The organism is Domibacillus enclensis (assembly GCF_900156125.1).
In the GTDB taxonomy this organism is placed as follows: domain Bacteria; phylum Bacillota; class Bacilli; order Bacillales; family Domibacillaceae; genus Domibacillus; species Domibacillus enclensis.
The window spans coordinates 84,518-101,656 of the sequence record NZ_FTLX01000007.1 but is presented as its reverse complement, the minus strand read 5'-3'; the positions used below and the strand labels follow the sequence as shown (position 1 = coordinate 101,656).

The following is a 17,139-nucleotide window of genomic DNA, read 5'->3' as shown; positions in this document are numbered from 1 at the left end:
AGGAGCATTCTCATGAATAGCTCCTTCTTTTATCAAAAAAATATACCCTATGTAGGTATGGAGGGTTTAACATGAAGGAAACGAATATGCAGATTAGCGGCATGACGTGTGCGGCCTGTGCAACCCGGATTGAAAAAGGGCTGAACAAGCTGGAGGGTGTGGAACAGGCTTCTGTAAACCTGGCGCTTGAGCGGTCCAACGTCACATTTGATCCAGCCAAAATAAGCGAAGCGGACTTGCGGGAAGAGGTGGAAGCGCTCGGCTACGGTGTCGTGTCGGAAAAAAATGAATTTACGATTACCGGCATGACATGCGCCGCCTGCTCAACCCGGATTGAAAAAGGCCTGAACCGGCTGGAGGGTGTGGAGAATGCCAGTGTGAACCTGGCGCTTGAACGTGCAACCGTTGAATATAATCCATCGGTGCTGACACCGGCAGATATTATGAAAAAAGTGGATTCTCTCGGCTACGGAGCTGAGTTAAAAGAAGAAGCATCAGTTGATTACCGGGAAAAAGAAATGAAAAAGCAAAAAGCGAAGTTTACAATTTCCGCTTTATTGTCGCTTCCGCTTTTATGGGCGATGGTGGGACACTTTGACTTTACATCCGGTTTATACGTGCCGGAGCTGTTTATGAATCCTTGGTTTCAGCTGGCACTCGCAACGCCTGTTCAGTTTATTATCGGAAGCCAGTTTTACAGTGGTGCCTACAAAGCGTTGAAAAACGGCAGTGCTAATATGGATGTCCTCGTCGCACTTGGCACGTCCGCTGCTTATTTTTACAGCTTGTATTTATCTGTTCAATCGCTCGATCATGGCGGTCATGCCACCGAGCTTTATTACGAAACGAGCGCTATTTTAATTACGCTCATTTTGCTCGGAAAGCTGTTTGAAGCAAAAGCAAAGGGCCGTTCATCGGAAGCGATTAAAAAATTAATGGGTCTGCAGGCAAAAACAGCCACGATCGAACGCGATGGCCAGGAGATGGACATTCCATTGGAGCAGGTGGTCGAAGGGGACATTGTTCATGTGCGGCCCGGAGAGAAAATACCCGTTGACGGGGTTGTCCTAGAGGGACAGTCAGCGGTTGATGAATCGATGCTGACAGGGGAAAGCCTGCCGGTTGATAAAAAACCGGATGATGACGTCATCGGTGCGACAATTAATAAAAATGGGTTTTTAAAGCTAAAGGCAACGAAGGTAGGCCGCGATACCGCGCTTGCGCACATTATTAAAACAGTTGAAGAAGCGCAAGGGTCCAAGGCGCCGATCCAGCGGCTCGCTGACCAAATTTCCGGTATTTTTGTGCCGATTGTGGTTGGGATTGCCATTGTCACATTTTTAATCTGGTTTTTCGCTGTAGACCCGGGGAATTTTGCCGGTGCGCTGGAAAAAACGATTGCCGTCCTTGTCATTGCTTGCCCGTGTGCCCTTGGGCTGGCGACACCGACGTCCATTATGGCGGGGTCCGGCCGTGCTGCGGAGTATGGGATTTTGTTTAAAGGCGGAGAACATTTAGAAACAGCCCATAAAATAGATACGATTGTCCTGGATAAAACAGGGACGGTCACCAACGGAACACCGGTGCTTACGGATGTGCTCAGCTACGAGCTCAAAGAAGAAGAATTTTTAGCTTACGCTGGCGCAGCAGAAAAGCAATCTGAACATCCGCTGGCAGAAGCAATCGTGAACGGCATCAATGAAAAAGGAATCACGCTGAAGAAAAGCAGTTCATTTGAAGCAATTCCAGGCTACGGCATCCGTTCAATCGTAGAGGGAAAGGAAGTGCTCGCCGGCACACGCAAGCTGATGCAGCAGCAGAACATTGAGTTGCCGGGAGTGGAAGAGCAGCTGTTGGCCCTTGAAAAGCAAGGGAAAACAGCCATGATGATTGCGATTGACAGCCAGTTTGCAGGCATCATCGCCGTCGCCGATACAGTGAAGGATACATCAAAAGAAGCGGTTGCCCGTTTAAAGGACATGGGTCTTCATGTGATCATGATGACAGGCGATAATGAAGAAACCGCGCAGGCGATTGCTCGCGAGGTCGGAATTGAGCAAGTGATTGCAGAAGTGCTGCCGGAAGGAAAAACGGAAGAAGTGAGGAAGCTTCAGGAGCAGGGCAAGTATGTAGCGATGGTCGGCGACGGCATTAACGACGCCCCGGCACTGGCGACTGCTCATATCGGTATGGCGATCGGCACTGGCACCGATGTAGCCATGGAAGCAGCAGATATTACACTGATTCGCGGCAACTTAACGAGCATTGCCGATGCCATTTATATGAGCAAAATGACGATTCGCAATGTGAAGCAAAACTTATTCTGGGCGTTTGGCTACAACACAATGGGCATCCCAATCGCCGCACTTGGCTTTCTTGCGCCGTGGCTTGCCGGTGCAGCGATGGCTTTCAGCTCCGTATCCGTTGTATTAAACGCATTGCGGCTGCAGCGGGTGAAGCTTTGAAGAAAAGAATAGTGACCGGCAGGATGAATTTACCGGTCACGTTCTTCACTAAATAGAAACTCTTTAACCGTATTTCTTCGGCTAATCACTCAACAATGCTATAATAAAACTATTATGAAAGCGCCACAAAATAAAAAATAACGTCTTTCTAGGAGGTAAAATGTCAACGCTGCGAATGATTACTGGAATTTGGCGAAAGCATGAAGAAACGAAGGAAAACCCGAAAGAGCCAGAGCTGAAAACACGCTATTACCGTAAAAGCAGAGAAGCCCTTATGAATGACATTAAAAAGATTGTGCAGGACGGCAAGCTGGGCGGCTGGGTGTTAAAGAATGAAGATGTGGAACGCGGCGAAATCATGCTGGCTAAAGGATCGGCCAGTATGGTCATCACCATTTACAAGCTGACACCGATGCGCTCTGCGATCGATGTGTACTGTGCTAAAGATGGGCCGATCGGCGATTTAGGCAGCAGCTACCGATCGATTTTGGAATTTTTCAACGCGCTTCGTACAGAAGCAGAGCCGGAGTCTTAAGACTTCGGCTTTTTTCAATGGTTGCGATTAACACAAAGAAAGCGTTACAATATATGAAATCAGTTTCACAAAAAGAGGTGCAGCTTATGGCAACGATTATGGACGTAGCGAAATTATCCGGCTTGTCCAAAACAACCGTCTCGCGTGTGATTAATAACCATGCCTACGTATCCGAGGAAAAACGCATGCTTGTGCTGAAGGCGATGGAGGAGCTGGATTATTACCCGAATCCGGCAGCTAGAAGGCTTCGCGGACAGCTGACCACGACAATAGGTGTCATCATTCCGAAAATTACAAATCCGTTTTTTGCTTATTTAGTTGACGCAATCGAGCAAACCGCTTATGAAAAAGGCTACCAGGTCATGATTTTTCAAAGCAATGAAGACCCGGTGAAGGAGCTGTCTTTTTTAAGCCTGCTGAAAACAAAGCAGGTGGATGGCATCATTATGACGGCGATTGAAAATGAGTGGGAAAAGATCGAGCCTTTTTTAGCGTACGGTCCGATTGTGCTGTGTAATGAATACATGAATGAGCCCGCTGTGCCGGTCATCAAGATGGACCAATTTAAAGGAACGTACATGGGCGTGAAGCACTTGATTGAAAGAGGACACCAAAAAATCGCATATTGCACAGGCGGTCTTTTTGCGGAGGAAGGAAAGGACCGGGACCGCAACCGGGGCTATCAAAAAGCACTGGAGGAAGCGGGAATCACAGTGAATCCAAATTGGGTTTTTGTTGATCGCCATACGATTGAAGATGGAAAGCAAGTGCTGAAAAAGATAATGAAAATGGAAAACAGACCGACAGCGGTTTTCACCGGAAGTGATGAAATTGCGGCCGGTATGATGGCAGAAGCAACAGAGCTGGGAATAAGGATTCCAGAAGAGATCGCGATTATTGGCTTTGATGACCAGCCGCTGGCAGCACTCCTGACACCAAAGCTGACAACAGTCAGGCAGCCAGTTGATCAAATGGGCCAGAAAGCGGCTGAAGTGATCATTGAGCAGCTACAGGATGAGACCGTTGCGATCTGCCAGTATGAACTGCCGATTGAAGTCATCATCAGGCATTCCACCTGAACATTGCGGGATAAACCTCGCAATTTTTTTAAAAAAGTATTGAAACCGTTACCATAAACATTTATACTAGTCGTAACGGAAAAGAAATAAAAGTGACAGGTGAAGAGCCTGCTTTTTTTATACTGGTTTATGGTATCGTTACCACATCTTCACATAGGAGGCGCATAGATGATCAAACAAGCGGTAAAACAATCCATCTCCAGCGATAGGAAGTGGTGGGAGCAGTCTGTTGTGTATCAAGTGTATCCGAAAAGCTTTTATGATTCGGACCACGACGGGGTTGGAGATCTTCAAGGGGTGATTCAAAAGCTGGATTACCTGCAGGAGCTTGGCATCGACGTGATCTGGCTGAGTCCTGTGTATTCGTCGCCCATGGATGACAACGGCTATGACATTTCCGATTATCAGGGAATTGCCGAAGAATTTGGCACGATGGCCGATATGGACGAGCTGATCGCTCAAGCAAGCAAGCGCGGCATTAAGCTGATTATGGATTTAGTGGTAAATCATACGTCCGACGAGCATGTGTGGTTTGCCCAGTCGAAAACGGATAAAAATCATCCGCAGCGCGACTGGTATATATGGCAGGACGGCATCGGCACCGGACCGCCGAACAGCTGGCAGTCCGTTTTTGGCGGCTCCTGCTGGGAATACGAGCCGGTGACAGGGCAGTATTACATGCACACCTTTTCGAAAAAACAGCCCGACTTAAACTGGGAAAATCCGCAGCTTCGGCAAGCCGTTTACCAGATGATTGACTGGTGGATTGCAAAAGGCATTGCCGGATTCCGGGTGGATGCCATCACGTTTATTAAAAAATCGTTTGATGCAGCCGGTCAGGAAACAGGAATTGTGAAAGCAAATCAATGTGGTATCGATACCATGCTGAAGGAGCTAAGCGAGCAGTCGTTCCGGAAGCACGATTTACTGACGGTTGCCGAGGCACCAGGAGTATCACTTGATCAGTTATCGTCTTACGTAGGAACAGACGGGTACTTCAGCATGCTGTTTGAATTTGACCACATTGACCTTGACCTTGCAGAGGATGGGCGCTGGTACAAGCCGAAGAAGTGGAGCCTGCACGATTTTAAAGAAGCCATTTCCGGCAGCCAGACGCTTTTTAACGAGCAGGGGTGGGGTGCGCTTTACTTGGAAAACCATGATCAGCCGCGTTCATTGAACAAGTTTATTGAACCGGCAGGCATCGGTCCAATGTCTGCGAAAATGCTCGCGGCAGTTTACTTTTTGCTGAAGGGAACGCCCTTTATTTATCAGGGACAGGAGCTTGGCATGACGAATACATCATTTCAGTCAGTCGATGAGTTCAACGATCTGGCGTCGATCGATCAGTACGAAGCGGCTTTAAAAGAAGGATTTGACGAAAAAGAAGCGTTGAGAGCCGTCGGAAACCGCAGCCGTGATAATGCACGGACGCCGATGCAATGGAGCCGGGCCGAAAACGGCGGTTTTTCAACTGGACAGCCGTGGCTTCCCTCTAACAGCAATTATCAAATCGTCAATGCTGAAAATAGACAGGACCCGGATTCTGTTTTCTCCTTTTACAAGCAATTGATCAACTTGCGGAAAAACAGTGAATACACCGAGCTGCTAACGTACGGCCAATATGAAGAAGTGCTCGGCAGCCACCCGGATGTGATGGCGTATATTCGCCGCAATGAGGACAAAGCGGTCGCTGTACTGGCGAACTTCAAAAACAAAGAAGTTGAAATCGATTTTCCTTACCAGGTGAAAAAAGTTATTTTAACAAACAGCTCTGAGACAGCTGTAGAGCATACACTTCAGCCATACGAATGCTTTGTGCTTGAATTAACGAATTAAAAAGGGGAAATGAACATGTGGAATAAAAAATCATGGGTACTTTCATCTGCACTGCTTTTAGGCCTTGCCGGCTGTTCAACGAGTCCATCTGATGAAAGCGGTTCGTCAAACGATGAAGCAAGCGGGGACCAGGTAGCGGTCAACATTTATCAAGGGAAAGTGGAATTTAAAGAGCAGTTTGAAGAACTGGCAGCCGCTTATGAAGCAGAAAACCCGGATGTAAATATTAGTGTCGAAACGGTCGGCGGAGGCAGTGACTATGCGGGAACGCTGAAAGCAAAATTTGCATCAGGGGATGAGCCGACCATCTACACAATTGCCGGACAGGTGGATATCGACCAATACAGTGAACGCCTTGCGGATTTAAGCGACACTGAAGCAGCGGGTCTTGCACTTGAAGGAACGCTGGACGGTGTAACAAAGGATGAAAAAGTATTAGGGATGCCCGTGAATCTAGAAGGGTACGGATTGATTTACAACAAAAAGGTGTTTGAAGAAGCAGGCGTTGATGCAGGAGCAATTCAAACGATGGCTGATTTAAGAGCAGCGGCGGAAGCGATTGATTCGAAAAAGGACGATCTTGGCCTTGATGCGGTTTTTGCGCTGGCCGCCAAAGAAAAATGGGTGCCGGGCAATCATGGCTCTAACGTATTTTTAGCGCCGGAGTTTAACAATGATCCTTTCGTGACGTATGAAGCAAAGGAAGTGGCATTTGAGTACGGAGCTGAGTTTAAGGAATACTTGGATTTGCAAAATGAATATTCTGTTCAGCCGGTCAACAACCTGGATTACTCACAGCAGGTAGAGGAGCTGTTTTCAACAGGCCGCGTTGCCATCATCCAGCAGGGCAACTGGATTTATCCAACGGTTGAAGGGATGGACCCTGAGTTAGCTGAATCAGGCATTGGCATTATGCCGATTCCGGTAAACGGAGAAGTGAACATGCCAGTTGGTGTGCCGAGTTACTATGCGGTCAATCAAAAAGCGGACGAAGAACAGCAGCAGGCCGCAAAAGATTTCATTGATTGGATGTATACATCAGATACGGGAAAAGAAGCGGTTCTGTCCGAATTTAAATTTATTCCGGCATATGAAGGCTACGACGCGGAAGGCATCGCGGACCCGCTTTCAAAAGAAATTTATCAATTTTCACAGGACGGCAATACATCTGCATGGGTATTCCCGAACTACCCTGTCGGCTGGAGCGACCAGCTTGGGGCTGAACTTCAGAAATATTTTGCAGGTGAAGCGACATGGGAAGAAGCCATCAGCAGCATGCAGGCTGAGTGGGCGAAGGCTCGTCAGTAACATTTTTGCATAGCAACAAAGGCTAGAGCCGGTAAAATAATATTAAAGCCGGTATCCACCAGTCTATCGCCAGTATTGCCGTGATATCAGCGTTAGACTGCTTTATATCAGCGATAAGTAAAATGTACCGGCGATCATCATCTTTTATCAGCGATAGGAAGGGTTATAAGCATCGGGTTGTATTTAAAAGCAGTCTATGGTCTCATTAAGACATAGGCTGCTTTTTGCCATGATCAAATGTGAGGTGAGTGGATGGATTGCAAAGCAATTGTCCTTGATTTAGACGGGACAACATTAACAGAATTTAACACAGTTAACGAGACATTAACGGAATACGTAAAGGAGCTTCGCCAGCGCGGGCTGTTGGTATTTATCGCAACGGGCCGCACGCTTAAGGAAGCGAGAGATGTGCTGCCGTCTGATTTTCTTGTTGACGGGACGGTGACCGCAAATGGCATGTCTGCTTTTGTGGGGGAGGAGCAGATTTCCGGCCATGAACTGCCAGGCGATTTAGTGGAAGAGCTCGTGTCCAAGTCAAGAGAATGGGGCATTTATTATGAAGTGCATCCAAATGATGGCGGACGGATTGCATTGAAAAAAGATCGTGCGTTTATGACCGAAATCGCGACAGAGCCGAAGCCGGAAGCGGTGCATGATAATGAGTGGCTTTCCCGTCAGGAAGCGGTTCAGTCCAAAATCAAATGGACAGAAAAGCTGCAAACCGAAAACGCGGCGAAAATTTACTTTTTCAGCCGGGATGAGCAGGCAATGGAGCAGTGGAAGGCAGAGCTTGAGCAGATGAAGGAGCGCATCGCCTTCACAACCGCGTCTTCTACACATCATAACGTTGAGGTAACAGTGGATGGCGTATCAAAAGCAACGGGTATCGCTCAAGTTCTGGACCGGTTCGGCTTGAAGCGCGAGGAAATTATGGCTATTGGCGATGGAGAAAATGATTTGCCGCTGTTTCAGTTTGCCGGCCGCTGTGTGGCGATGCAAAACGCGACTGATTATGTAAAGGAAAAAGCGGATGATGTGACTGCGCATTCTTACAAAGAGGATGGATTGTATCATTTTTTAAAGAAAACTTTCGGTTAAATGCTTTCTCTATCATCTTAAAAAGCAGGTGACATCTTTGAAAACCATTCTCTATTCATTTATCGAATGTCCGCTGGGCGCTCTATTGATTGCGCGAACGGAAAAGGGGCTTTGCTGGGTCGGTTCGCCTGGTGAATCGGCTGAAGAGCTGCAGCGGAAATATCCGGCTGCGCAGCTGAGCCAGGACGACGTGGCACTGACGCCTTACAGGAAAGAGCTGGAGTCTTATTTTACAGGGGAAAGCCGTTCATTTCAGCTGCCTGTGGATGCAAAAGGCACTGTTTTTCAGGAAAAGGTTTGGGCCGCACTGGCAGAAATTCCGTACGGAGAAACGTGGTCTTATTCAGATATCGCAACGGCGATTCAGAACCCGTCAGCTGTCCGGGCTGTTGGTGCTGCGATCGGTGCCAATCCGGCCATGATCGTTATTCCATGCCACCGCGTCATCGGCAAAAATGGCAAGTTGACTGGCTTCCGGGGCGGGCTGCCGTTAAAACGTTTTTTGCTTGATTTGGAATTAATTGATCAAAAAGGGGCGGATGATCATGTATGAGCTGAAAACAAAAGAAACGGATCGAAGTGTGATTGAGTTTATCGAACAGGTAGAGAGCCCGAAAAAGCGGGAAGATGCGTATCAGCTATTGGATATTTTTACAGAAATGACTGGATATGAAGCGAAAATGTGGGGCCCCAGCATCATCGGATTTGGTTCTTATCATTACAAATATCCGACCGGTCACGAAGGCGATGCGCCGCTCGTCGGCTTTTCGCCCCGCAAAGCAAAAATCAGCTTGTACTTTGCCACAGGTGATGATAAGCGCAAGGAGCTGCTGGACACATTCGGGAAGCACACGTCTGGAAAAGCCTGTGTGTACATTAACAAAGTAGCGGATATTGATGTGGATGTACTGAAAAAGCTGATTGTTCAATCCGTTGAGTTTTTGCAAAATATGTATCCGGACCGCGCGTAAGCAGCTGGACCCGGTCAACAAAAAATCCTGAAGGGCAGGAGCACCCTTCAGGATTTCTTTCTTGATTAAGACTGTTTACGGAAACGAAGCGCGGCGACTGTTGTTAATGCCGCAAGCATTAAGCCGGCAAGCAGCCACAGGTAAGGCATGTTGGACTCGGAGCCGCCTAGACCGGTTTGTGGCATTTCTTCAGGCATGGCTTCACCAGCAAATTTGTCCGGGAACTGATCCACAATGGCAGCGGACAGTCCGGCTGCCGGCATTGTCATATGTGCGTATGCTTCGCGGATGGAGCCGTACGCTGTTTCATAATCACCGGCTACGTATGAATCAAAGGCTGTTAAAAGCTGATCCACGTGAGCGGTTAATCCTTCTTCAAGATCAGCGGCTGGGACGCGCCCTTGTGTCGCTGTATCAAGAAAAGCGGCTTGCTCCTTAATGTATTCATCGAGCTCTGCTTTTGCTGCTTCCTGTGCTTCGGCATCTTCAGCGCCTGTTGCTTTTACATAATCTACAAAGTAGCCGATGTGGGAATTCCAGATTTCAGAAAACTGTGCCCCTGCTTCTTCCCCGTATACAGAAGCGACCGCTGCTGAAAGGTCATCTGCGTTGGCTGTTAAAGCAGCAGCTGCCTGTTCAAAGCTTTCCGCTCCGTCAGCCCCGTCCTGCATGGCCATCGCCGCTAATCCTGCGTGCTCAGTGAACACATAGTTCAGCTGTGCGCGGAGATCAACCGCTGGTGTATCGGGATTCGAGTTTTCGAATTTATCCGGGAATTGATCGGCAATGGCAATGGATAATGTCTCTGAGAACATACTCATATGGTGAATGGCTTCACGCTCATGTGTATAAGCTGTTTCGAAGTCACCTGCCACGTATGCGTCAAATGCGCCAAGAAGCTGGTCAACGTGCATCGTTAATCCTTCAACAAGAGCGGCTTCAGGAAGACGGTCTTCAGTAGCTGTGGCGAAAAAGGCAGCCTGCTCTTTTTTGTACTCTTCAAGCTCTGCCAGTGCCGCATTTTTAGCTTCTTCATCGCCGGCGCCAGTTGCTTTCACATAATCAACGAAGTAGCCGATATGAGAGTTCCAGATCTCTAAAAATTGTGCGCCTGCTTCTTCGCCGTATACAGAAGAAACAGCAGCGGCAATGTCATCTGAGTTAGCTGTCAGCGCAGCGGCGGTTTGATCAAAATCTTCCGCTCCGTCAGCTCCTTTTCGCATCGCTTCAATCGCTAGAAAAGCATGTTCCGTTAGGGCGGTATCCAGTGTGATGCGAAGCTCTGCTGCTGGAGTTGCAGTGCTGGTGCTTGCTTCGGCTGATGCTTTGTTTTCGTGATTCATATGCTCTCCACTGTCTGCGAAGGCAGCAGTTGGAACGACCAGTGAGAATGCGAGTGGGGCAATTAGTAATTTTTTATTCAAGTTTCTTTTTTTCAACGTGAACCTCTCCTTTTTCCAAGTAAGATTTGTTGTTCTTATCACAGCTAACGGAGGAGATTCATGTTTGGATCACTTTTTTTATAAAAAAATGAGCAGGTCCAAATGAATTACGTCGAAATAAAGCACATTGACGCGTTTCTGGAAGCGCTCCACCGGGTACTATTGGGGGAGGGGGTGGGACTTATGACGGAAGCCCGGCATCACAGGCTTGAACAGTTATATGACCAATATGCGCTGCTGCTATGGAAAACAGCTTATGGAGTACTACAGGATAAACAGCTATCGGAGCAAGCGGTACAGCTCGTTTTTCAGGAGATTTGGACGAATCCGCATTTGATTTTAATCGAAAAAAGAAGATCCATTGTTCTCGTCAACATGTGCCTTGAAAAAGTGAACCATCTGCAAACAGATTATCAAAAACAAGCCTGAATGACGTTCCTCTATATAAAAAGGAATGCATTCAGGCTTGTTTTGTTAGGAGAGCAGAACGGCACCATATAGAAGAGAGGACAGGACAACAAGGCCGGGATGGACTTTTTTCTTTTCCATCAGCCAGTAGCTGCCGGCAGCGAGAATAACGATATGAAGAATGCTCATTTGCACGTATGAATCAAAAAACGCCTGGAATGCCATGACGCCGAGCAAAACGGCGATGGTTGGCTTTACATAAGCGGTCATTCGCTTTACGCGCGGATTTGTCCGATTTTTATACAAGATGCCCATCAGCGTAATCATTAAAAGAAGAGAAGGTGTGACAGTCGCTAGAACCGCTAATACCGCTCCGAGCCAGCCGCCTTCTTGAAACCCGATATAACCGCCCATTTTCGTTGCAATGGGACCCGGCAGCGCATTTCCCATCGCAAACGCCTCATTAAATTCTTGAACGGTCATCCAGCCGTACCGGTCCACTACCTCTTTTTGAATGAGGGGAATGGTGGCAGGACCTCCGCCATAGCCAAGCAGATTCGTCATAAGAAAAACCCAGAAAATGTGTAAATAAATCATGCCAGCCGCCCTTTCTTATCCTTTGTTTCTTTTTTTGGAACCGGCTTGAAAAAAGCAAAGATCAGCAACGCGGCAATGATAATAGCAGGATGGACGTGAAGAAATTCAATGAAAAGAAGAGCAAGAACAACATGCAGCACGACCGTTGCCCATTTCAGCCCCTTCACTGAGCTTTGCAGGAAATCCTTCGTCAAAACGGCCAGCATCACCCCGACAACCGGCAGCACGCCCCGAGTCATTCCCTGCACCCAGGCCAGGTCTTTAAAGGCGGTCAGCGTTGTTAAAAGAATAATCATTAAGAGAATGGTCGGCAAAATCGTGGCTAAAATGGCATTAATCGTTCCGGGGATGCCGCCGATCCGGTAGCCGATATAACCGGCCATTTTTGTATTAATAGGACCGGGCAATGTATTGCCAATGGCCAGAATATCGCCAAACTCTTCATTGTCCATCCATTTAAATCGCTCCACCACTTCCTTTTGTACAAGCGGTATCGTCGTCGGACCGCCGCCGTAGCCGAGCATGCTGCTTCGGAAAAAAGCGATAAAAATATCCCGTTGCTTCATCTAATCATCCTTTCTGTTTGAAAAACGTTCCATTATGAAATGAGAACGCCTCCATATCATTTGTACTATTTGTTTTGATAATTATATATTAACATTCGAATGGTAATAAAAAAAGATGAAATGATTACGTTTCGAAAAAAATTGTGTCAGATTATCTATCTGAAAAGAGTTTTTTTAGGGATTTGTTTTTTATGATGGTTCTATCAAATTGAAAAGGGGCTCATCAATATGAAGAAAACACATCCTGCTTTTGTTATTTTCCTCTTTTTCCTCGGCTGGGTTTTTATGTACGCCGACCGGAATATTCTATCGCCTGTTATGGGGAGCATTGGAGAAGAATGGAGTCTTGATAAATCTCAGCTTGGGTTAATGTCTACGGTCTTTTTTGCCGCATATGCCGCGATGCAGATTCCAACAGGCTTTCTGGCTGACAGATTCGGCCGGGTAAAAGTGCTGGTCATTGGTTATTTAGTGTTTGGCGTTGCGACGTATTTAAGCGGCACGGCGACAACCTTTCTGATCTTTTTAATGATGCGTGCGATCACTGGGCTGGGAGAAGGAACATACTATGGCTCTCAATATGGGATTTCGTCTACGATTACACCGCAAAAATATCGCGGACTTGTTTCTGCTCTTATCAACAGCGGCATGGCATTCGGGATCTCACTCGGATTTATGGCGTCGAGTTATTTTACATATACATTAAACAAAGGGTGGCAGTATCCGTTTTATGTGTTTGCGGTTCCGACGATTATTGTGGCGATTTTGATTGCTGTTTTTGTCCGGGATGACACGCACAAAAAGAAAGCAGCAGCAAAGGCTGCGGGGCAATCGGAAAAATTAGATATGAAAAAGCTGTTCACAAAAAACCATATTCTCGTGTACGTTTTGATTTTCTGCTCTTTATACGGATTTTTTGGCATGCTGACCTGGCTGCCGTATTACCTGCAAACTGTAAGAGGTGTAGAGGCTTCGCAAACGGGCATCATTGCATCACTTGTTCCATGGGCGTCGATTCCAGGAGCTATTCTGTTTGGCTTTTTGTCTGATAGAATTAAAAATAGAAAACCGTTAATTATCTCGCTTGCACTTGCAGGAGCCGCTTGCCAGTTTGCCATTCCGTACACGGAGAATTATTCCCTTCTGCTTGTCGGTCTTGCCTTATATGGGCTTTTAGGGAAATTGGCGCTTGATCCGGTTTTGATTTCGTACATGGCCGATATTACACCGCCTTCGATGTATTCACGAGTGTACGGCTTTTTTAACTTTAGCGGAATGCTATCGTCGATCTTTGCACCGTACATTACTGGATTTTTCGCAGATGCAACAGGGCAGCTGGAATTTGGTTTTTATTTATCGGGTGCTTTACTGATTTTCGGAGCCATTTTATTCATGTTCACGGATAACAAAGGGTACGTCGAGGAAACAGATATTGATTATACAAAGGGGGAGGAAGCGGTATGAACAAAGCGGTTGTCGGCACAAAAACGATGGTGGTCAGTCCGCATTATTTAGCGTCAAAGGCGGGGAATGCGATTCTCGAAAAAGGAGGAAATGCCTTTGATGCAGCTATTGCGGTCAGTGCCTGCCTGGCGGTGGTGTATCCGCATATGACAGGCCTTGGCGGTGACTCCTTCTGGCTCGCCTATAGTGCGAAAGACAACGACGTGAGCGCGTATAATGGCAGCGGCCGTACAGGTGCCGGTGTTACAAGAGAGCAGTATGCTGACTGCGCGTCTATCCCATTTCGCGGAATTAAAAGTGTCATTACCGTTCCCGGCATGGTGAACAGCTGGGATGCGGTCCTGAAGAAATATGGAACGATGCCGCTGGCGGACGTTCTGGCACCTGCAATTGAATATGCGTCGAACGGCTTTCCGCTCTCCGAAGACCATCACGTGAATACGGTGAAAAATGTGGATGTTTTAAAAAAGGACCAGGACATGGCGGCTGTTTTTCTCCCGGAAAACCGTGTGCCGGACATAAATGAGCGGTTTATCCAGGCGGACCTTGCACATACACTCAAGCAGCTGGCCGAAAGGGGACGAAAGGATTTTTACGAAGGAGAGCTGGCGGAAAGAATCATTTCTTCTTTGCAGGCAAAGGGCGGGCTGCTGACTGTGGAGGATTTTGCGGCGCACCGTGGCAGCTGGGAGGAGCCGCTTTCGTCCACGTATCGCGGCTACACGATGCACCAGGTGCCGCCGAACTCACAGGGATTTGTTGGGTTGATGGCACTGAATATTTTAGAGAATTATGATCTTAGCGCTATTCCACACGGCTCGTATGACTACTATCATTTGCTCGTAGAAGCGCTGAAAAGAAGCTTCCAGGACCGCAATGCGTTTTTAACCGATCCGGATTTCAGTCCTATTCCACTGGATAAACTGCTGAGCAAGTCGTATGCAAAAGAAATGACTGGAGACATTCGCATGGATCAAGCCAGTGATCCCTTCACTCAGCCGATTGGAAGCGATACAGCGCATGCGGCCGTTGTTGATGCAGAAGGCAACGCTGTTTCCTTTATTCAAAGTCTTTATTTTGAATTCGGTTCAGGCATTGTCGCTGGAGACACAGGCATTACGATGCAAAATAGAGGATCATTTTTCTCTTTGGAGCCGGATCACGTGAATACACTGGAGCCGAATAAAAGATCTTTTCATACACTGATGCCTGCACTGGCGATGAAAAACGGCAGGCCGGCTATTTTATACGGAACGCAGGGCGGGGAAGGACAGCCGCAGACACAAACGGCGATTATTACGCGAATAATTGATTACGGTATGAACCCGCAGCAGGCAATCAGTGAGCCGCGCTTTGTATGGGGGAGAACGTGGGGAGAGGATACACAGGAGCTAAAGATTGAAAGCAGAGTGGCAGATGAAGTCGCCGGAAAACTAGCAGCAGCAGGCCATATAGTGAACCGTGTTGAAGCAGTTGATAAAATTATGGGGCACGCCAACGCAATTGTGCGTGATGAACAGGGGTTTCTGCACGGCGGCGTCGATCCGAGGGGAGACGGGGCAGCGATTGGGCGATAGTGAAAGAGCTAGGGACAAAGGTTCTGGATAAAAGAAAAAGCCGGATGATTCAAATTCGGCTTTCTTTTGAGCTCTTCATGATGGTAAATTGTTTAGTGAATGCGCTTGCGCGAACACAGAAAGGGCGGCTTCTGCAGGACTTCGCGTTCGGAGGGGCGGGCGGTGAGCTAACTTTTATCGCTACGCTCCAAAAGTGGATCTCACCTTCCCCCCTGATCCCTCTCGAGTCTTCGTCCTGCGCCAGCCGCCCTTCGTGGGGAGGACAAGCAACTGATAAAACCTAAAGAGAAGCGTTCTGAATGCGTAACAAAAAACCTCACTCTGTTATTCGTGTAAAAAAGAGAAAGCGGTTCCCATACATCCATTCGTTAGTCATTGAAAACAAGCCCTTTTCAAACATTTTTATCTTCACTGCTTCAATAGAACCACAATGGGCGCAGGGAGGCCGGCGGAGACTTCCATGTGACGAGCGGACAGGCTGAAACAGCCGCGCACTTTGGGCTGGTTCAGCGTTCGCCACATAGAAAAGCGGAGCCGGCAGCCCGGAGCCCCTGTATGTGCTTTTTCAAGAAAAAAGAAGCATCAAGGCTTTCAGTTACTAGATCGTTCGGATTCACGAGCCAATCTCATTGTTATGTCTCAGCTTCTTTCTACTTGGACAGAATTGGATTCAGCCGTCATTCGATCAACTCATTACAGCTTCATACCCATCCGGCTTTTATACCGTTTAATCAAAATCTGGCAATCCACGCTGACAACACCCTGCAGCGGGTACAGCTTTTCTGCTAAAAAACGCTCCATTTCCTGATTGTCGGTGAAGATCCCGTGCATGTGCAGCTTGCTGGGGCCGGTCATGTGGTAAAGGCTTGTAACAGCGGGCTCTGTTTCAAGGTGAGTGGCCACCTGCTCTAAAAATTGAGGTTCCACTTCCACGTTGAAAAAAGCAGATACGTGAATGCCGATTTTAGCCGGGTTGATGACCGTCGTGAACTTTTCGATCACGCCCTGCTCCGTTAAACTATTGATCCGAGCCTGGACAGCGACACGTGAAAGGTCCACCTGCTTGGCGATGTCTGTGTACGAAATTCGGCTGTTTTCATGCAAAAGAGATAAAATCTGTTTATCGATCTCGTCAATGCCTAGGTCAGGGATGCTATATTTTGATGCCATACCGATTCAGCTCCGTTATGAAAAAATGATGTGGGTCTAGTGTATCACGATCTGCCGAGACGAATAAATAATTCTGTCGCAATCGCCACTGGACTAGCCCTATCATAATGGATTGCCATAAAGGAAGAAACCGGCTTGGGAGGTTTTCTGACTAAAAAAAGAACCTGCTTTTGCGGCAGGTTCTTGCTCTTATAAAAAACGCTGGCGTACTTCCGGTGATGGCAGCATGCAATGATCGTCTTTTTTGCCGAACCATTTATACCGGTTGGCCGCGATATAGTCATAAACAAAGTTACGAAGCGGCGCAGGCAGTACAATCAGCGCATAAAGCAACTTCCAGGCACCGTCGAGATGACGGGTAATCCGCAGAGCCGCAGCCGATTTAATATACGCCTCGCCATCCTCAACAAGCATGAAGCTGTCGAGATCCTCTGGCATATTGTGTTCCTTTAAAAGCTTTTGGCCAACATCGCTTTGCAGAGATGCATAGTTGAAATAGCCTTTCGAGTCACGCTGTATAATAAATTGAACACTTGCATCACAAAAGTTGCAGTCGCCATCAAACAAAACAATTGCTGTCATAATCGTATTCCTCCTTGCGAAGAGTTAAGTTCTATTTA

At 47.5% G+C, this 17,139-nt stretch carries 16 protein-coding genes; 11 read left to right on the top strand and 5 right to left on the bottom strand.

Going from position 1 to position 17,139, the window contains the following annotated elements; all coding sequences use genetic code 11:
* Positions 1-71: 71 nt before the first annotated feature.
* From BW952_RS14445 to BW952_RS14410, 8 genes are all read left to right on the top strand, one after another.
* Positions 72-2,465 (top strand): heavy metal translocating P-type ATPase, encoded by a 2,394-nt coding sequence (locus tag BW952_RS14445; RefSeq protein WP_045851257.1) that lies wholly within the window; start codon positions 72-74, stop codon positions 2,463-2,465.
* Between the two features lie 160 nt (positions 2,466-2,625).
* A complete protein-coding gene (locus BW952_RS14440; protein ID WP_045851258.1) occupies positions 2,626-3,000 on the top strand; it encodes a hypothetical protein in 375 nt (124 codons plus the stop codon).
* An 86-nt stretch (positions 3,001-3,086) separates the two neighbouring features.
* Positions 3,087-4,079 (top strand): LacI family DNA-binding transcriptional regulator, encoded by a 993-nt coding sequence (locus tag BW952_RS14435; protein ID WP_045851273.1) that lies wholly within the window; start codon positions 3,087-3,089, stop codon positions 4,077-4,079.
* A 168-nt stretch (positions 4,080-4,247) separates the two neighbouring features.
* Positions 4,248-5,918 (top strand): glycoside hydrolase family 13 protein, encoded by a 1,671-nt coding sequence (locus BW952_RS14430; protein ID WP_045851259.1) that lies wholly within the window; start codon positions 4,248-4,250, stop codon positions 5,916-5,918.
* Positions 5,919-5,933: 15 nt separating this feature from the next.
* On the top strand, positions 5,934-7,226 hold the full coding sequence (locus tag BW952_RS14425) for an ABC transporter substrate-binding protein (RefSeq protein WP_045851260.1): 1,293 nt from the start codon (positions 5,934-5,936) through the stop codon (positions 7,224-7,226).
* 252 nt (positions 7,227-7,478) lie between these two features.
* The gene (locus BW952_RS14420; RefSeq protein WP_045851261.1) at positions 7,479-8,324 is read left to right on the top strand and encodes a Cof-type HAD-IIB family hydrolase; all 846 of its coding nucleotides are present in this window, start codon (positions 7,479-7,481) and stop codon (positions 8,322-8,324) included.
* A 37-nt stretch (positions 8,325-8,361) separates the two neighbouring features.
* Positions 8,362-8,877, top strand: coding sequence for a methylated-DNA--[protein]-cysteine S-methyltransferase (locus tag BW952_RS14415; RefSeq protein ID WP_045851262.1), 516 nt, complete (start codon positions 8,362-8,364; stop codon positions 8,875-8,877).
* A complete protein-coding gene (locus BW952_RS14410) occupies positions 8,870-9,295 on the top strand; it encodes a DUF1801 domain-containing protein (RefSeq protein ID WP_045851263.1) in 426 nt (141 codons plus the stop codon). Before BW952_RS14415 ends, BW952_RS14410 begins: the two co-directional genes overlap by 8 nt.
* Positions 9,296-9,360: 65 nt before the next feature.
* Here the strand turns inward: BW952_RS14410 and BW952_RS14405 are convergent, their stop codons facing one another.
* Positions 9,361-10,734: a copper amine oxidase gene (locus BW952_RS14405; protein WP_076496337.1), complete on the bottom strand. Its 1,374-nt coding sequence runs from the start codon at positions 10,732-10,734 to the stop codon at positions 9,361-9,363.
* A 105-nt stretch (positions 10,735-10,839) separates the two neighbouring features.
* Here BW952_RS14405 and BW952_RS14400 point away from each other — a divergent pair, with 105 nt between their 5' ends.
* A complete protein-coding gene (locus BW952_RS14400) occupies positions 10,840-11,166 on the top strand; it encodes an RNA polymerase sigma factor (protein WP_139325448.1) in 327 nt (108 codons plus the stop codon).
* 45 nt (positions 11,167-11,211) lie between these two features.
* Here the strand turns inward: BW952_RS14400 and BW952_RS14395 are convergent, their stop codons facing one another.
* Complete coding sequence (locus BW952_RS14395; RefSeq protein WP_045851265.1) at positions 11,212-11,742, bottom strand: chromate transporter; 531 nt, start codon at positions 11,740-11,742, stop codon at positions 11,212-11,214.
* Complete coding sequence (locus BW952_RS14390; RefSeq protein ID WP_045851266.1) at positions 11,739-12,308, bottom strand: chromate transporter; 570 nt, start codon at positions 12,306-12,308, stop codon at positions 11,739-11,741. Before BW952_RS14390 ends, BW952_RS14395 begins: the two co-directional genes overlap by 4 nt.
* 228 nt (positions 12,309-12,536) lie before the next feature.
* Here BW952_RS14390 and BW952_RS14385 point away from each other — a divergent pair, with 228 nt between their 5' ends.
* Both BW952_RS14385 and ggt read left to right on the top strand, forming a co-directional pair.
* Entirely contained in the window at positions 12,537-13,772 is a 1,236-nt protein-coding gene (locus BW952_RS14385) for an MFS transporter (RefSeq protein ID WP_045851267.1), read from the top strand.
* Positions 13,769-15,349, top strand: coding sequence for a gamma-glutamyltransferase (gene ggt, locus BW952_RS14380; RefSeq protein WP_045851268.1), 1,581 nt, complete (start codon positions 13,769-13,771; stop codon positions 15,347-15,349). The genes BW952_RS14385 and ggt overlap by 4 nt, the downstream gene beginning before the upstream one ends.
* Positions 15,350-16,042: 693 nt before the next feature.
* Here ggt and chrS read toward each other — a convergent pair.
* Both chrS and BW952_RS14365 read right to left on the bottom strand, forming a co-directional pair.
* Complete coding sequence (chrS, locus tag BW952_RS14370; protein ID WP_045850209.1) at positions 16,043-16,519, bottom strand: chromate efflux transcriptional regulator ChrS; 477 nt, start codon at positions 16,517-16,519, stop codon at positions 16,043-16,045.
* A 189-nt stretch (positions 16,520-16,708) separates the two neighbouring features.
* Entirely contained in the window at positions 16,709-17,101 is a 393-nt protein-coding gene (locus BW952_RS14365) for a thiol-disulfide oxidoreductase DCC family protein (RefSeq protein ID WP_045850210.1), read from the bottom strand.
* Between the last annotated feature and the right edge of the window lie 38 nt (positions 17,102-17,139).